This is a genomic window from Verrucomicrobium sp. GAS474 (genome assembly GCF_900105685.1).
Taxonomy (GTDB): Bacteria; Verrucomicrobiota; Verrucomicrobiia; order Methylacidiphilales; family GAS474; genus GAS474.
Genome location: NZ_LT629781.1, coordinates 2,855,527 through 2,870,781, shown reverse-complemented (window position 1 = coordinate 2,870,781; position 15,255 = coordinate 2,855,527). Strand labels below are relative to the sequence as shown.

Genomic DNA, 15,255 nt, shown 5'->3' with positions numbered 1-15,255 from the left:
CGGTCCTCCTAGACCTCGGAACGGGGTGTGCTGGCCGGATGGGTGGGGGTAGGCCGTGAGGATGTCCCCTTAACGGTCACGCTGCGTGTGATCCGGGGCGGGGCACACGCCAAACGCCACGGATTCGGGTAGGACTCCCCTGCCCTTTTGGAGGAAGGAAGAGGGTGATTTTTTTCAATTTAGGTCAATTCCATCCGGTATCCGAGGCGGATAACACGACCGGGCTTCACCGGGCCGAAGAGAATACGCCGGACGGTGCTGGGCTGGCCGTCGTGATTCTTGTAGGAACACTCCTTCACGCCGAGCAAGACGGTGCCCGCCTCGGGAGTCAGGCGGAGGGTCAATCCTTCCCGCTCGATCGAGGCCTTTCCCTGTTCGATCCGCACGCGGCCCGTTGTGATGACGGCATCCTCGATTCCCTCGATGCGGCTGAGGGAAAATTCGTCCTCGATGGAGACGCTGCCGCTTCGTTTATCGAAGCGGAGGGTTCGCAGGAAACGGCGGCATCCCGCCGCCTTCGGGTAGCACTTGGACGCATCGAGGGCGAACTCGGCCCTCTCCTCGCCGAGGTGGCAGCGGAGGACCCGCGCGGCGTGTTCCCTGCCCTCTTTCTGCTCCCAGAGGCCGATGACCGGGAGGGAGTGGCCCTCGGTCCGGGCGGCGAGGAACTCGTACCGTCGGGGGCCGAAATAATCGCGTTCGTATTCCGGGTAGCCGATCTCGGAAATCAGGTCGATCCCGTCAACGTTGACGAGGTAGCTGCCGCAATCGTTGTGGTTGTGGAATTCGGCGTTGTGTCCCGCCTTCGCCGCGACGTCCCAGACGTGGTTTTTCCGGTCGACGCCCCGGGCCACCATGACGCCGAGGACGGGAAGGAAGATGTCGGGCTTGCGTGAAAGGACGCGGTTTCCCCCCTTCGCCTTCGCTTTCCGCGGCGCGCGCAACAAAAGGCGGCCCAGCTGGAAGAGGTCGCAACGCTCCGAATCGAAATTCATCCCGTCCCGCCACAGCAGGCCGTAGTTCTCCCGCGCCTTCTCCCGGTTTTCCTCCTGATTGAGGCGTTCTCCCAAATAGGAGAGGAGCGCGGGCCGGAGGACGGCCTGTCCCGATCCGTCGGCGAAATTGACGAGGCGGCCTCCCGCGAGCGAGGTCGCCGCGCCGAAGCGGGCGATGTGGTACGCCTTCGGGCAGCCGGAGAAAAGCGAAAGGGCACCCGCGGTCCGGGTTTCGAGCTGTTCGTTGAGGGTCGTGAACCAGCCGAAGCCGTATTGCCAATAGGCGGGTCCCTCCGAGGTGCCGCCGTCTTTGCCGAATCCCTTGAGGAAGTGCCGCAGATGGCTCCGGGCAGTCCAGAGCAGTTCGGCGAGGTCGACGGGACGATCGATCTGGGAGAGGGCGGCACCGAGGACTCCCTGATGGCAGACGGCGTTCCAATTGCCCTGGCTTTGGGTCCACCAGAGGTCCCGGTGGTTCATCGCGTAGTTTCCGAAGATATCGCGATCGAGCCGGGTGCGGATACGCTGGGCGAGCTGATCGGGTATGATCGGCCCGAGGAGGTCGAGCATCTCGGCCATCAGGTTCGCGGTCTCGGCGCAGAAGAGATCGATGGTCCGGGAGTCCTTGCCTGTCGGATTGTTCACATGGGCGGGCAGGGCCCAGGAGGCCTCGTCGAGGATTTCCTCCAGCTTGCGGAGAGCGGAGCGGCGCAGGGAGGCGGCTCCCCTCGCCGATTCCCTCGGACTGAGGAGCAGGGCGATCACCACGCGGGCGAGGCGGCGGCGGCGCTCGAAGTAGACCTGCTCGAAGCGGAGCCGGTTGCCGGTGCGGTGGTAGAGGGCGTAGAGGCGGTCGTTCAGGCGGGGCAAGGGAAGGGTCTTTTCCCGTTCCGCCCGGCCCTTGAGAATCGGCAGCCACCGGGCCGCGAGGGGTGTCCCCGCCGCCCGCACCCATTCGGGAGAGCCGAGCGGGGGAAGGAGCGGACGGCGCGGGGCGTCCGCCACGATCCGGAGGAGGGACGCCTGCGTCAGGGGGCTGTTCAGGAGGTTGATTCCCTTGCGGGCCGGAATCGAGGTCATGGGAGACTCAGCCCCTTTCATCGAGATTCCGGTGGTCCCGTACCGTGCCGTCGTCGAGGTGGTTGACCCGCTCGCCGCCCAGGTGGGTGAAGAAGCGGCCGATTCCCCTCACCCCGCCCCAGGTGAACCAGATCCCGGTCACGATCGCGAAGAAGACCGGGAACCCGAATCCGACGACGTGCCAGAACGAGGGCCAGACCGTCTTGGGCCACGGCGAAAGGTAGTTCCACGTCGTCCCGACGATGAACAGGAGGGTGAAGCAGAGGCTCCAGGCGAAGAGAAGGCCCGCCGTCCACTTGTCCCCCTTGGAGAAGTTCTCGTCGATCCCGATGAGGCGGCTGAGCCAATGGCGCTTCGCCTGCGAGGGGGCGTCACCCGTCGTCTTCGGATCTTCCGCGATGGCGTAGGCTCCGCGATGGAGAAGGCGATCCATGTTGAAGTCCCCCTTGTTCGTCAGGAGGGAGACGACGACATAGAGGAGGATGGAGATGAAGGTGACGCTGAACGAGATCTGGACTCCGTTGAGCGGGAAGTGGGGATTCATCTGGCGTGCGATGATCCCGCCGACCGAGAGGGTCGAGCCCGCGAAGAGCGCCGCCCAGGCCCCCGCCGCCGTGCCCTTCTTCCAGTAGAGACCGCCGATGATCGCCGCGCCGACCCCTCCCACATAGATCGCCGTCGTCACCGACCACCACATCACGATGTAATCGACCTGCCGGTAGAGCGCCCCGAAGAGGAAGGCGAAGAGGGCGACCCCGATGATCGAGCAGCGCAGGACGAAGAGATGCTGCCTCGGCCCGAAGGGCTTCTTCCGAAGCGGGACGAGGACATCCTGGACGAAGATGCTCCCCCAGGAGTGGAGATGGGTGGCGTCGCCTCCGAAGACCCCCATCAGGAAGATCGCGCAAAGCACGCCCTTGATCCCCATCGGCAACAGCTGGCCGACGGCGATCGGCATCCGCATCTGGTCCTGCACCTTCGGATCGGAGATCTGCCCGACGGCCTCATTGACCGAGGCGGCCCCGGCGGCGAAATGGGGGTGGTTGAGGAAGGTCATCGCGCAGACGGCCATGAGGGTGATGACGGCACCCTTTCCCATTTCACGCCACCGACTCAGGACGTTGCCCATCCGGGCCTCGTGGGGGGTGAGGGCGGCGCTCTGATACCCGGCGGCGTTCTGCCAGGCCATCGTGCCGTAGATCGTGACGACGAGGCCCATGAGGACGTACCCGATGTTGAAGTCCTTCACCGCATGGGTGTCGAACGGGTTCAGGAACGACTGGCCGACGGGCCGGGCGCTGAGGACCGAGACGATTTCGTTCCAATTGAAGAGCGCCAGGAGGGCGAGGATGATGACGATGTAGAAGAGCTGGGCGACGATCCCCTCCAGGCAATTGATGATGATGATGGTGACGAGCCCGCCGGAGAGGGCGACGAAGAGCGAGATCGAGAGGAAGAGGGCCATCAGGAAGACGTAGGTCGGCGCCGTCACGCCGAGGAGGGTGACATGTTCCGGCATGCCCCAGAAGTAGGCAAGACACCGCGCCCCGACGGCGGGGATGATGCCGAAGTTGAGTATCCCCGCGAAGAAGGCGAGGCCGCCGGTGAAGAGCCGGAATCCCTTGCTGTAGCGCAGCTCGAAGAACTGGGCGAGGGTCAGCGCCCGCGTTTCCCGGTAGCGATAAATGACGAAGCCGGAGATGCTGACGATAAGGCCGACCGGCCCGGAGAGCCAGCCCCACCAGCCCAGGGCGTAACCCGAGTGGGAGAAGACCTCGAACACGGCGACGAAGACGACGGCCCCGGCCTGCAGCTCCCCGCCCGCGATCGAGAGGAGATAGCGGTCGGCGACGCGCCCCCCCGACATGAAGTCGGCGACGCTGCGGACATATTTCCGGCAATAGAGGCCGACGAGGAAAACCAGGATAACAGGGGTGAGGGCAACGATCCAATCGAGTGAGGTCATAAAGGGAGAAGAGGGGGTGGAAAGAGAGGGGCGACTATTCCCGGACGACTTCGAGTTGCTTGTCGACGATCTGGCCGGTGTAGCGGTCGATCGCCACATGGAGCCAGTAATGGCGTTCCCCCTCGACGACGAACTTGTCGAGGGAATTGGCCGTCGAGGGATAGCGGCCGACTTGCGCGATGAGGTCGATGAGGAGGTTCCAGGTCCGGGTGTTGGCGCAATCGGCGAGCGCCCGGACGACTCCCTCCCGCTCGCTCTTGATCGTCGAGATCTTGGCCAGGGAGGCGTCGGCCATGAGCCGCGTCACCAGCTCGGAGCGGTTCGCGAAGGGGGCGGCCTTGGACAGGGCGATGACGGCGTCGGCGATGCTGTTCGCGTTGTCGGAGGAGATCGTCGTGCCGCTCCCGCCGCTCCCCTGGGTCGCCCCCGCGATGACGGCGGAGAGGACACTTTTCTGCCTCGTGTTCGGATTCAGCCGCCCGCCGAGGACGGGCTGCCCTCCGTTGAGGGAGAAGAGATCGAGGAGGGCCGCGTCGGCGCTGGAGGCGGTGAAGAAATCGAGCGTCTTCCAGGGAAGGTCGCGGAAGACGTAGCCGAGTTCCCCGACGGAGCGGAAGGGGCGGTTCAGGATGACGGGACGGGCCGTGGAGGCGCCGAGGACGAGGGGAGAGGGCGAGGCGTACAGCGCGTCGCCGGGGCGGGCCTGGGCGTCGAGGTCGGCATAGACGGGGTTGCCCGCGGTCTGCGGATTCGCCGTCCCGCCGCCCGGGTTGTTCGCGGCCCACAGGTCGAGGCGGTAGGGATTGGCCGAGCTGACGGTGCCCTTGAAGGGAGGGTTGCTGTCGATGCGGCTATTGACGTCGGTGTAGCTGGAGGGGGAGGCGGGGGTGATGCTGGAGCTTCCCGAGACTACGTCGTACTCGGAGCTTTGGCCGGAGCCGAAGCGTCCGGTGCGGGGATCGGACTTCGCCGCCGCGTACCATTTCGAGGCCTGCAGCGTATTGGAGAGCGAAAGCCAGGGCGCCATCCGAAAACCCGAGTAGGCCGAGGGCGTGTCGGGGCCGACGAAGGTGCCGTAGGTGTGGTAGGTGCCGCCCGGCTTGTCCAGGAACTGGATGCGGTAGGTGATCGACGGCTTCCAGTAGAGGTAGAGCGCCGTCTTCGCCGCCATCGCCGCGGAGAAGGTCAGCGAATTGACGACGTAGGTGTTGTCGGGAATGCCGACCATGTCCCGGAGGGGGAGCTGGGCGCTCATCGTCGGCTCGCGGTAATCGGTCGAGGGATTGGCGAGGGGGACGCTGATGATGCCGCCGCTCGGAAGCTCGCCGAAGAATTCCGGAAAGGCCCCGCTGGTCCAGGCGGCGGTCTTGCCGTTCCAATACCACGTGGGACTGGTGGTGGTGCCGTCGGCCTTCTTGGTCGTGACCACCGCTCCCAATTGATAGAAATCGGAGGTGGTCGACATGCTGCTCGACGTCCCGTTGACGTAGACGGGCGAGAGCTGGATGCCTTCGGGATAGGCGCCGGTATTCGACGCCAGCGATTGGTGCGGGTTCCAGAGCTGGAAGGCGGCGGTGGTCTTGTAGACGCCGGCGGCGGCGAGGTTTCCAGGCCCTGCGATCGTGTAGAGGAATTTGTTGATGTAGGGGAGATCCTCGATGCCGTAGACGCTGTCCCCCGTCGCCGTCGGCGTCAGGGTGATCGTCGTGGGATAGTTGTCGGAATCCCACTGGTCGATGATGTTTGCGCCGATTTTCAGGACCTGGAGGATCGTCTTCGTGTCGTAATCGGTGAAGGTCGTGTATTGGGCGGTATCTCCCCTCCCCCCACCTTTCCCCAGGGAGCCGTAGAGGATCCCCGCCTGGAGGAGCTCGAAGAAATCGGGCTCGCGGTTCTTCTGCGCCACGTCGTTCAGGGAAAGGATGCTCCCGGCGGTGTGGGCGTATTTGGCGTTCGTCGTCGGATAGCTCCAATGCCGGTAGTAGCCGACCGAATCGTTCACGGCATCGAGGCCGAAATACCGCGCGATGTCGTCCTTGTCCTGGTCGCTGAGGGAGGCGTAGCCCTGCATCTTTTCCAGCAGGGCGAGTTTTTCGAGCGGGAAGCGGCTCTTCACGAGGGGTTCCCCCTTGACCGCCGTGCTGCCGTCGGCCCGGGTGAAGGGGCTCGCGACCTGGGCCCGCAGGACGAAGGGATTGTAGATCGTCGAGCCGGTCTGGTATTGGGCCGTCTTGTAATTGTAGGGCGCGGCGTAATCGACGGTGGGGCCGTACGTCGGCCCGTTCACCTCGCGGCTGAAGGTGCCGAGATATTGGAGCGCGCCCTGGAGCTTCGTCTGCTCGGTCGAGCTCGTCGAGATCCCCTTCTGGAAGAGCTTGATCAGCTGCTGGCGATTGATGACGGCATGGTCGCCGTTGCCGTTGAAGGTGTTCGTCGTGGTCGTCAGGAAGTTGTTCGTCGTCGCCACCTGGGTCTGGTACCGGCTGGCGGCGGCGGTATCGAAGGTGAAGTTCGGAAAGTTCCCCGCGGGCTGGATGCTGCCGTAATTCCGCCATCCGACGATCTGGTTGATCTGCTGCGCCGTCAGGGAAAGCTGCCGGAGGTCGGCGTAGCTGAGCCCGCCCTTGGAGCCGTATTGGTCGGCCGTGGCGCTGGAGGGGTAGCCGGCCGCATTCATGTCGAGGAGGCTGCCCTCGTCATAGATCGCATAAGCATACCGGCCGATGGCGTAGGCGGTGTTTTGCGGCGAGGAATCGGCGAGGCTCTTCGTCCACGCCGCTCCCGAGGCGGGGCCGCCCCGGGTCACGACCACCCAATCGGGCGCGACGAAGCCGGAGGCCGGGGTGCTGTCGCCCGGAGCATTCGCCCCGGCAAGGGGGAGGAGGTAATGGGCGTTCCAGCGGGCGAGGGTGACGGAGCGGCCGTTGTTCGAGGCGGCGGTCGAGATCGAGGCGGCAGCCCGGGTGGGCGTGTCGGAATGACTGCTGCGGCGAAGGAGATTGGGGAGGGTCTCGTACCGGGACGGAACGGCGTAGGTCGCCGAAGTCGGGACGTAGACGGTGTTCGTCCCCGTGCCGTAGGGGGTCGAGTGGGCGATGATCTCCTGCTTGAGATCGTCGACGACGATGCCGAGGGCGGTGTCCCCCAGCAGCTCGACCTTCGTCCCGTTGGCGTTGGCGTTCGAGATCTGCCGCTCCGTCGCCGCCCGCAGGAGAAAGGTGACGGTCAGCCCTGCGATGAGGACAACGAAGCAGAGGACGAGGATGATCGCGGCCCCGCGCTCACGCAGGGCGGGACGACGGGATGCGAACGAATTCATGGCATGCATCGCGATGGGTTAGTTCAGGTAGAAGAACCGCTGGTAGACGCGGACCGACGAGGCCGTCATCGGGTTCATCCCCCCCGCCTTGAAAACGGAGGCGTTTCCCGCCGCCGTCGTCCAGGAGCCGATGACGGGCGATCCGGCAAAATCGGGGAGCAAGGGAATCGACCGGGTGAGCGCGCCGACCTGGATCGTCGCCCGCGCCTTGGGATGGAGGAGGGCCAGGGAGACGACGACGGCCTTCACGTCCTGCAGGCCGAGCGGCGTCCAGAACGCCGCCTTCGTCGAGGCCCGGACACACCGGTAGGCGACCTGCGATTGGGCATTGTACCAACGGGAGCCCGGGGCATAGCCGGCGGAGGCATCGTCGGTCGCCTGCGGGGCGACGGCGGCGGCGAAATTGCCCTTGGCCCCCGAATTGCGGATCACCGGCGTGACCGCGAAAGTGCCGTCCTTCAGCAGGAAGCAGAATTCCATGCGGAAGACCTGGTCGCCGATGACGTCCCAGGGCGAGGGATTCGAGGTGTTCGGGTTCGACGAGTTGTTGTTCGGATTGGCGAGGGTCTTGGAGAAGGCGTCCCTGATCAGCGTCGGGAGGAAGAGGACCGACCTCCCCTGCCCGCTCGTGCCGGTCTGGGAGGAGACGTCGACCCAATGGAGGCCGAGGCCGAGGCGCTCCAACTCGACCCGGGCGCCGCCGGAGATGCCGTCGCTGACGCGGTAGCCGATCAGGGAGACGCCGCTCAGCGTCGACTCCCCCGTCCCGGCGGGATCGCCGGAGGAGATATGGCCCGAGGCCTCGCTGTAGAAATAGAAGGAGTCGTTTCCGTTCTGGCTGAGGAACGCATAATTGACGTCGGCCCGGCTGGAGATCGCCGCGAAATCGGCGGCCATCTTCGAGAAGATCAGCCGCGCCTGGTTGTCGGAATCGCTCCGCTTGCTCGCGTTCGAGGTCGTCGCGCTCAGGCTGCTCACCAGCTGGGCGACCAGCAGGATGATGCAGAGGAGGACGCCGATCGAGACCATGATCTCGACCAGCGTGAAGCCTCTCTTGTTCCCCCTCGGGGCCGGGCGGCGGGCCCGCTCGATAGGGTGGGAAAGCGTCTCCATCGCCATGCTAATTGTTGTCGACCGGGACGATGACATCGGCCGAGCCCAGGACGTTCCCCCCCGATGCCTGCGGCGGCCAGCTGACGGTGACCCGGAGGGCCGTCATCGTCGTCGAGATCTTGACCGGCTCGATGTCGGCCTTGTATCCGGGCTTGCCCGGCTGGAGGCCGGTCACCGTCTCCGATTCGTCGAAGTAGAGCGTCTGCCCGCCCGAGGCCGTCGTGCGGATGCCGAAGCGGGGGGAGACTCCCGTCGTCGCGGTCGTCGAGCGGATGTCGGCGGAGATCGCCGTGATGAGGCTCATCGCCCCGGTCTGGGTCGTCGAGCTGCGATTGCTGTTCAGGCCGACGGGAAGCAGCCCGAGGAGCGGGAGCAGGGCGAGCGAGACGATGCCGATGGCGATCACGACCTCGACCAGCGAGAAGGCCGCCGTCTTCCTGAGATACGGTTTCATGGCCGGTACAGGGTCGTCTGACCGGTGAGCCCGCTCACGTCGAGGGCGATGAGGTTGGCGGCATTGTCGGCATGGGTGCCGTGTGCGGCGCGGACGGCGATCTCGAGATTGACGGAGGGATTCGCCAGCGAGCCGACGTTCGAGATCGCCTCGCCCTGGGGGTTGAACTGGACGATCCCGTTGGCCCCCGCCCCGGCACTCCCTCCGAAGGTGTAGAGGGTGCTTCCCGAGAGCGGATAGCCGAAGGAGAAGAGCGAGACTCCCGATGCCAGGCCGATCAGGTCCCCCTGCTGGATGATGCGGGCAGCCCGCTTGCCGACGGCCTGCGCGGAGGCGTCGACGACGTGGACGTTCTCCAGTTTGATGAGCTTGCCGATCTGGATCAGGCTGGCGGAGGGCAACGTTTGGGCTTCCTGGTTTTCCGCGTTCGCCTTGCTGTAGATCGAGGTGCCGTCCTTCGAGGCGACGACGCAGATCACGATCCGGCCCGCGCCCGGCTGGGCGGAGTTGCGCGAGGAGGGCTTCGTCCCGTCTTCCTCGAAGATGCCGACCCAGGTGTAGGTGTTGTTGGCGACCGCGTAGGTCCGGGCCTGCTCGAACGCGCCCTGGATCGCGACGGAGGCGGCGGTGACGTTTCCGCTGAGGCTGGTGATCACCGGGGCCACCAGGACGAAGAGGACCGTCATGATCGCCAGGACGACCATGACCTCGATCAGCGTGAAACCCCGGCCCGAAGATTTTCCCGAAGGAGGAAAGGCGAAAGGCCGGGGGAACCGAAGGGATTTCATGGGGACGAGGACAAGATGCCGGACGCTCTTTCCGGGGACGCGGCCTTGCGGACAAGCGAGGGGGACACAGAATGGGACAGGCATCCTTTTCCTTTCCCAGATTGCGCTCCCACCCCCCGAAGAAGGAAGGGAATTAGTGCTCCTCCTCGGGTAATAAGTCTTTTTTCATCGGCTCGATAGGGGCATTCATCCGGGCCTCATAGAGGGTATTACCTACTTTTCGGATCGAGTCGCGGAGCTCGGGATAAGCCGCGCCCGTCACGTCGGCCAAGCCGATCTGGAAGTTCTCCCCGTCGGAGACCCGCCCCGTGAGGGCCTGGGAGTTGTATTGGAACCAATGGGCACCGACGCAGGCCGGATTGGAGAGGGCGCTGGCCAGGTAGTTCTCGTAGCGGACTCCGCGGTCCTGCTGGTCCCCGGCCCACCGGTTGCCGGTGCCGAACATGCCGCGATCGAGCGCGCCGAAGTGGAATTCCCCCACGATGAAGGGCTTGTCGATCCCGGCGACCCGGCGGCCGGTGACGCCGTACTCGTAGACGTTGAAGCTGACGACGTCGCAGTATTGCGAGGCGACGGAGACAACTTCGGGACGCACGACCTGGAGGAAGCGGCAGCCGAGATAGAGTTGGCTGGGGGCGACCTTCTTCAGCTCGTCCCGGCAGGTCTCGAAGTAGGTTTCGAGCACCCGCTTGTAGAAGGAGGCGGCCTCGTCGGCGATGCCGTCGACCTTGAGCGGATTCTTGTTCGCCAGCACGGCATCCCAGCCCGCGAACTTGGCGCCGGTCAGGCGGTTGAACTCGCCCACGGTGGAATACCGGCGCTTGAGATCCTCGACCCATTCGATCTTGGAGGGGTTTTCCTTCGCTTCCAGGGCGAGGTCGGAGACGAAGGCCGTCGCGCCGGGGAAGTTGATCTCGTTGTCGAGGAAGATGCCGATGCACCAGGGATCGTTGAAGGCGTCGGAGCGGGTCGCGAGCGCCTTCTCGACATTCGGGCGGAAGGTGGGACTGAACACGTCGGGGAGGTGCTTCGGGAGGACGGTGTCCCGCTTGTACTCGATGTCGACGACGTAGGCGGTCTTCCGCACCCGGGTGAAATCGCCGTTCGACCACGCGCCCATCGTGTTCATTCCCCAGCTGGCGAGGCGGCGAACGGAGAGGTCCCGGTAGGCGTTCTTCCAATCGCTGCCGAACTTCCGGTAGAGATTCGCCTGGGTGTAGGTGAAGTTCCCTTCCTTCCCCATGAACTGGGCCAGGGGCGAGTCGGAGGCGGGGAGGTCGGAGAAGAATTTCTCCCGTCCCGCCATCCGCGTATCGGCGCCGCCCAAGCCGCAGCAGGTCACGCCATGGGACCAGAAGAGCCAGCCCTCGGGGTCGACGAGCCACCACTTCCCCTGATATTTCTCGGTGCGGAAGAAGCCGGTCGCCTCCAGGTGGGGGCCCTTCGTCCAGCCGCCGAAGCGGGAGCGGTCGGCGGGAGCGGGATGGTCGGCGAGGTCCTTTTCCTCCTGCCGGGCCGATTCCCGCAAGTCCTCGTCCCTCGTCACCTTGCCGGGCCACGTCTCGTGGATGTATTGGCCGTAGCCGTCGACGAACGGGAAGAACGCCTCGGGATTCGCCTTCAGGAGGGGGGCCACGGGCGGGTGGGAAGCGTAGATGGCGCCGACGGAGAGCTTCACGTCCTGGTCGGAGGGAAGGACCGTGATCCGGATGTCCTCGATCTTCGAGGGGTCGAAGGCGTGGTCGTTGTCGAAGAGGAGGCCGCCGGGACTGCTCTTCATGCCGGGAGCGGGCTTGGGCGGGGAAAAGACGAGGAGCTCGGGATAACGGTCCCGAATCACGTTCTTGCGGACGAAGAGGATGTTCCCGTTCTTCGCCTGCCCGGCGGTGATCCGGCCCGCGAAGGTCTCGATGCCGCCCCAGGCGAGGTCGAGGCTGGTGCGACCCGCGGCGAGGGCGACGCGCTGCGCCTCGGCGGCGCGGGGGTTGTCGATGCGCAACTCATACTGGACGTCGGAGAGCCCCTGATTCTTCAGCTCGAAAACGAGCCGGGTGAATTCGTCGGCGTCGTAAAGGCCCTGCGGAGGCCGGATCTCGACCGAGCCCGAAGTCCCCTTCGGAACCTGGATCAGCAGGTTGCCGTCGGGATAGGAAACCGTCGCCCCCTTCGCGGTTACGGCTCCCGTCTGGCCCAGTTGCCGCCACCCCTCCCCGCCCGGAATCAGCGTCTTGGTCGGCATCTCGACAGGCTGCAGCGGTTCCCCCTGCGCGACGATGGCCAGGAGAAGGAAAGAGAGGGTGGTGAGGAGCAGGGAGGGAGAGGGCTTTTGCATGAAATCAGGTTCGTTCAAAAAAGGAGGGATCGTCCGCCGTCTCTATGCCTGGCAAGTCTGCCTGCGGCGGGCCGCGACGGAAAGCACCGATGCTCCGAGGAGGAGGAGCCAGAGCGGGCCCGGTTCCGGCACTGCGATGGCGGAGAACGTCAGGACGCCGCTCGAGCTGAGCGTGGCCAGGTAATCGGCCGTATCGTACCCCGTGATTGCGAGGCCGGAAACACTGCCGCTGGTGAACCCGCTGAACAGGGTGTAGGCCGAGGCGTAATCGTAACCGGTCCCCAGGGTCAGGGAGAGCGTCCCCCCGGAGATCGTGAACGTCCCCGAGCCGAGGCTGAGGACCTGGTCCTGCGCGGTGCCGATGTCGAAGGCAAGAGTGCCGCCCGTCATGGTGAAGTTCTGCCCGGAGGCGAGCGTGATCGTTCCCGCCGTGCCGACGCCGTTCAGCTGGAGGCCGCCGCTGGAGAGCGTCACCCCGCCCCCGGTGCTCAACGCCGCCTGGGCGATGTTCAGGAAGCCGTTCTGGACGGCCAGGGCGCCGATCGTCCGGTTGGAGACCAGTGTCGCTGCGCTCGACGCAGTGGCGGAGCCGGAATAAAGGAAGGTCGAGGTGGCGCTGATCGTGCCGGTCGCAGTTCCCGCCACGGCGGTCGAGCCGCCGACGCTCAGATTCCCGAGATTGTTCGCCGTCCCGTTCCCGCCCGCCGCCTGGATCGTGACGCTCCCCAGGATCGAGGAGGAGCGGATGTTTGAAATGTCGAACGATCCCGCCTTGACCGTCCCGCTCCCCTGCATGACCCAGTTCACCAGGGTGGTGGTGCCGCTCTGGTTGGCGGGGGCGAGGGCCCCGTTGTTGGTTCCCGCGCTGAGATCGAAGACGTAGCTGGCCGTATCGATGATGTAGTTCTGGGTGTAGCTGCCCGCGCCGTAGGCGCTGTTCGTCGGCATCGCGGCATTCGTCGTCAGCGTCAGGTTGCTCCCGAGGAGGAGGGTGATGCTCGCGCCCCCGGAATGGCCGTCGAAGGTGATCGCCCCGATCGTTCCGGTCGTCGAGCTGATGGTCTTCACCGCCGTGCTGTTCGAGGTGCTGTTGCGGAGGAGGACGGTGCCGATCGAATTCGATCCGATGCTCAGCGATTGGGTGGAGGTGGTCCCCGTGGTCGTGGGCGAGTTCGAGAGGCTGATGCCGATGTTCGTGCTGAAGCTGGTCAGGCCGGAGAGGTCGTTCGTCCCACCGTTCAGGTAGAGCGAGGTGTAGCCCTTGGCAAGCGAGGTGGTGATCGAGCCTCCCGTCGCGATGAAGTTGCCGGTGACCGAGAAGCGGGTGTCCTGGGCTGTCCCCGCCGGGCCGCTCAGGGGCGTACTTCCGATCACCAGCATCCCCGCCGACATCGAGACCGCGCCGGAGATGGTGATCGGATAGGCGACGAAGTTGACCCGGCCTCGCTCGACGTTGACCGTGCCGCCGGCGATTGACAGATTGCCGCTGAAGGTCGATCCGGCCGCCGCCGTGGTGCCCGAAAGGCTGGTGCCGAACTCGAGGACGCCGCCGCTCGCCACGGTCAGGGTTCCCGTCCCGGAGCCGACGGCGAGGGTCAGCGCGGAGTTCGCCGTATAGCTGTCGAGGTAGAGGAGGCTGGTCCCCGCGCTCGCGCCGAGGGTGAAGCTGTTCGCCACGGAGAGGCTGCTCTGCACGCTCAGCTCGTTCGTTGCCCCGCTGGTACTCTGCACGAGGGAAAGCGTTCCGAGAGAGCCGCCCGATCCCGAGCCGTAGACGGAAACCATGGTCCCCGAGGCCACATTCCCCAGGATGGCGGTGTCGCCAGCGCCAGGGAAAGTCGTCCCGGTTCCGGTGGTCGGGCTCCAGTTCGCGGCGGCCGCCCAGCTGGACCCGGAAGCCCCGGCCCATGTGTAAGTGGTTTGCGACCAACCACCCAGCGGCATGAAGACGACCAGGGAGAGGGCCAGCAGCGAAGGGATTTTCATAGGGGAATGAGTTTTCGTTAAATAGCGTCGTTAACACAATAATGTGAGGTTCATCTTGCCGGAAGCCCATTTCAATGCCATCAGTAGCATCATGGAAAAGCGGGTCATCCTGCGTGACGTGGCGTTGAAGGCGGGAGTCCATCTCACGACGGCCGGACGGGCGATGAAGAACGATCCCCGGGTCCGGCCCGAGACCCTGGCCAAGGTCCAACGGATCGCCCAGGAAATGGGCTATGCCCCCGATCCGATGCTCTCCGCCCTCAGTACCTATCGTACGCAGAGCCGCCCTTCCCTCTATCATGGCACCATCGGGTGGATCACCAATTACCCGACGCGAAACGGCTGGCAGCACGAGTCCTTCCGCTATTACCGCCAGGGCGCCGCCGAGGCCCTCACCCGCCACGGCTACCGGCTGGAGGATTTCTGGCTACAGGAGCCGGGATTGACCGCCAAGCGGGCCGTCCAGATCCTGCAAAGCCGGGGCATCCGCGGCCTCCTCATCTGTCCCCTCCCCGGCACCTCCGGCCACCTCAGCCTGAAGTGGGAACGCTTCGCCGCCGTCACCTTCGGCTACACCCTCCTCCGCCCCGAGCTCGACCTGGTCACGACCTCCCACTACCAGAACATGCAGATCTGCATTCGGAACCTCCACCACCTCGGGCACCGCCGCATCGGCTTCGTCACCTGGGAGGAGATGAGCCGACGGCTCCACCAGCAATGGAGCGCAGCCTATCACACGCCGCCCCCCTCGATCGCAAAGGGGAAGGCCCTCCCCATCCTCGACCTGAAGGTCAGGAACGGCCTCTTTTCAGCCCACAACAAGGAGATCTTCTTCAAGTGGTTTGACGCCCATCGCCCCGACGCCGTCATCGTCGTCGACGAGCATATCCTCCATTGGCTGCGCGAGCGCGGCTGCCGGGTCCCCGCCGAGGTCGCCTACGTCTCCCCCGGCCTCCAGGAATCGAACGTCGATCACGCGGGGATCCTCGAGCCGTCGATGGAGATCGGCCGCACCGCCGGGGACTTCCTCGTCGGCAAGCTCAACCGGGGGGAATACGGCATCCCCGCCGTCCCCCGCCGTATCCTCCTCGACGGCTCCTGGCAGAAGGGCAAGACCGTCGAGAAGCGTGCCCGACCTTCCGCAGGGCATCGATGACCCACGTTGCCCTTCCTGCCATTCTGCTCGATGAAGCTTGCAGCCCGCCTATTTCACGACCTCGGA

9 protein-coding genes are annotated in these 15,255 nt (G+C 65.3%); 1 reads left to right on the top strand and 8 read right to left on the bottom strand.

Annotated features, from left to right (window positions below):
• Positions 1-179: 179 nt before the first annotated feature.
• The 8 genes from BLU04_RS12030 to BLU04_RS11995 all read right to left on the bottom strand — a co-directional run bounded on the left by BLU04_RS12030 (position 180) and on the right by BLU04_RS11995 (position 14,033).
• Entirely contained in the window at positions 180-2,075 is a 1,896-nt protein-coding gene (locus tag BLU04_RS12030) for a heparinase II/III family protein (protein ID WP_157895320.1), read from the bottom strand.
• A 7-nt stretch (positions 2,076-2,082) separates the two neighbouring features.
• Entirely contained in the window at positions 2,083-4,041 is a 1,959-nt protein-coding gene (locus BLU04_RS12025; RefSeq protein ID WP_093286369.1) for a sodium:proline symporter, read from the bottom strand.
• 34 nt (positions 4,042-4,075) lie between these two features.
• Positions 4,076-7,360, bottom strand: a complete 3,285-nt coding sequence (locus BLU04_RS12020) for a hypothetical protein (RefSeq protein ID WP_157895319.1) — start codon at positions 7,358-7,360, stop codon at positions 4,076-4,078.
• An 18-nt stretch (positions 7,361-7,378) separates the two neighbouring features.
• On the bottom strand, positions 7,379-8,473 hold the full coding sequence (locus tag BLU04_RS12015) for a type II secretion system protein (protein ID WP_157895318.1): 1,095 nt from the start codon (positions 8,471-8,473) through the stop codon (positions 7,379-7,381).
• 7 nt (positions 8,474-8,480) lie between these two features.
• Positions 8,481-8,927 carry a Verru_Chthon cassette protein B gene (gene vccB, locus BLU04_RS12010; protein WP_093286359.1) on the bottom strand — a complete coding sequence of 149 codons (447 nt, stop codon included), beginning with the start codon at positions 8,925-8,927 and terminating at the stop codon, positions 8,481-8,483.
• Positions 8,924-9,715 (bottom strand): prepilin-type N-terminal cleavage/methylation domain-containing protein, encoded by a 792-nt coding sequence (locus tag BLU04_RS16845; RefSeq protein WP_197672951.1) that lies wholly within the window; start codon positions 9,713-9,715, stop codon positions 8,924-8,926. Before BLU04_RS16845 ends, vccB begins: the two co-directional genes overlap by 4 nt.
• Positions 9,716-9,848: 133 nt before the next feature.
• Positions 9,849-12,047: a hypothetical protein gene (locus BLU04_RS12000; RefSeq protein WP_093286354.1), complete on the bottom strand. Its 2,199-nt coding sequence runs from the start codon at positions 12,045-12,047 to the stop codon at positions 9,849-9,851.
• A gap of 42 nt (positions 12,048-12,089) precedes the next feature.
• A complete protein-coding gene (locus tag BLU04_RS11995) occupies positions 12,090-14,033 on the bottom strand; it encodes a PEP-CTERM sorting domain-containing protein (RefSeq protein WP_157895317.1) in 1,944 nt (647 codons plus the stop codon).
• Positions 14,034-14,124: 91 nt separating this feature from the next.
• Here BLU04_RS11995 and BLU04_RS11990 point away from each other — a divergent pair, with 91 nt between their 5' ends.
• Positions 14,125-15,189, top strand: a complete 1,065-nt coding sequence (locus tag BLU04_RS11990; protein WP_093286349.1) for a LacI family DNA-binding transcriptional regulator — start codon at positions 14,125-14,127, stop codon at positions 15,187-15,189.
• The last annotated feature ends 66 nt before the right edge of the window (positions 15,190-15,255 follow it).

What these genes read in the sequence shown, in the direction of transcription:
- BLU04_RS12000 (WP_093286354.1), bottom strand. Translation starts at nt 12,047, where the DNA reads ATGCAAAAGCCCTCTCCCTCCCTGCTCCTCACCACCCTCTCTTTCCTT.
- BLU04_RS12025 (WP_093286369.1), bottom strand. Translation starts at nt 4,041, where the DNA reads ATGACCTCACTCGATTGGATCGTTGCCCTCACCCCTGTTATCCTGGTT.
- BLU04_RS12030 (WP_157895320.1), bottom strand. Translation starts at nt 2,075, where the DNA reads ATGACCTCGATTCCGGCCCGCAAGGGAATCAACCTCCTGAACAGCCCC.
- BLU04_RS11995 (WP_157895317.1), bottom strand. Translation starts at nt 14,033, where the DNA reads ATGAAAATCCCTTCGCTGCTGGCCCTCTCCCTGGTCGTCTTCATGCCG.
- BLU04_RS16845 (WP_197672951.1), bottom strand. Translation starts at nt 9,715, where the DNA reads ATGAAATCCCTTCGGTTCCCCCGGCCTTTCGCCTTTCCTCCTTCGGGA.
- BLU04_RS12015 (WP_157895318.1), bottom strand. Translation starts at nt 8,473, where the DNA reads ATGGAGACGCTTTCCCACCCTATCGAGCGGGCCCGCCGCCCGGCCCCG.
- vccB (WP_093286359.1), bottom strand. Translation starts at nt 8,927, where the DNA reads ATGAAACCGTATCTCAGGAAGACGGCGGCCTTCTCGCTGGTCGAGGTC.
- BLU04_RS12020 (WP_157895319.1), bottom strand. Translation starts at nt 7,360, where the DNA reads ATGAATTCGTTCGCATCCCGTCGTCCCGCCCTGCGTGAGCGCGGGGCC.
- BLU04_RS11990 (WP_093286349.1), top strand. Translation starts at nt 14,125, where the DNA reads ATGGAAAAGCGGGTCATCCTGCGTGACGTGGCGTTGAAGGCGGGAGTC.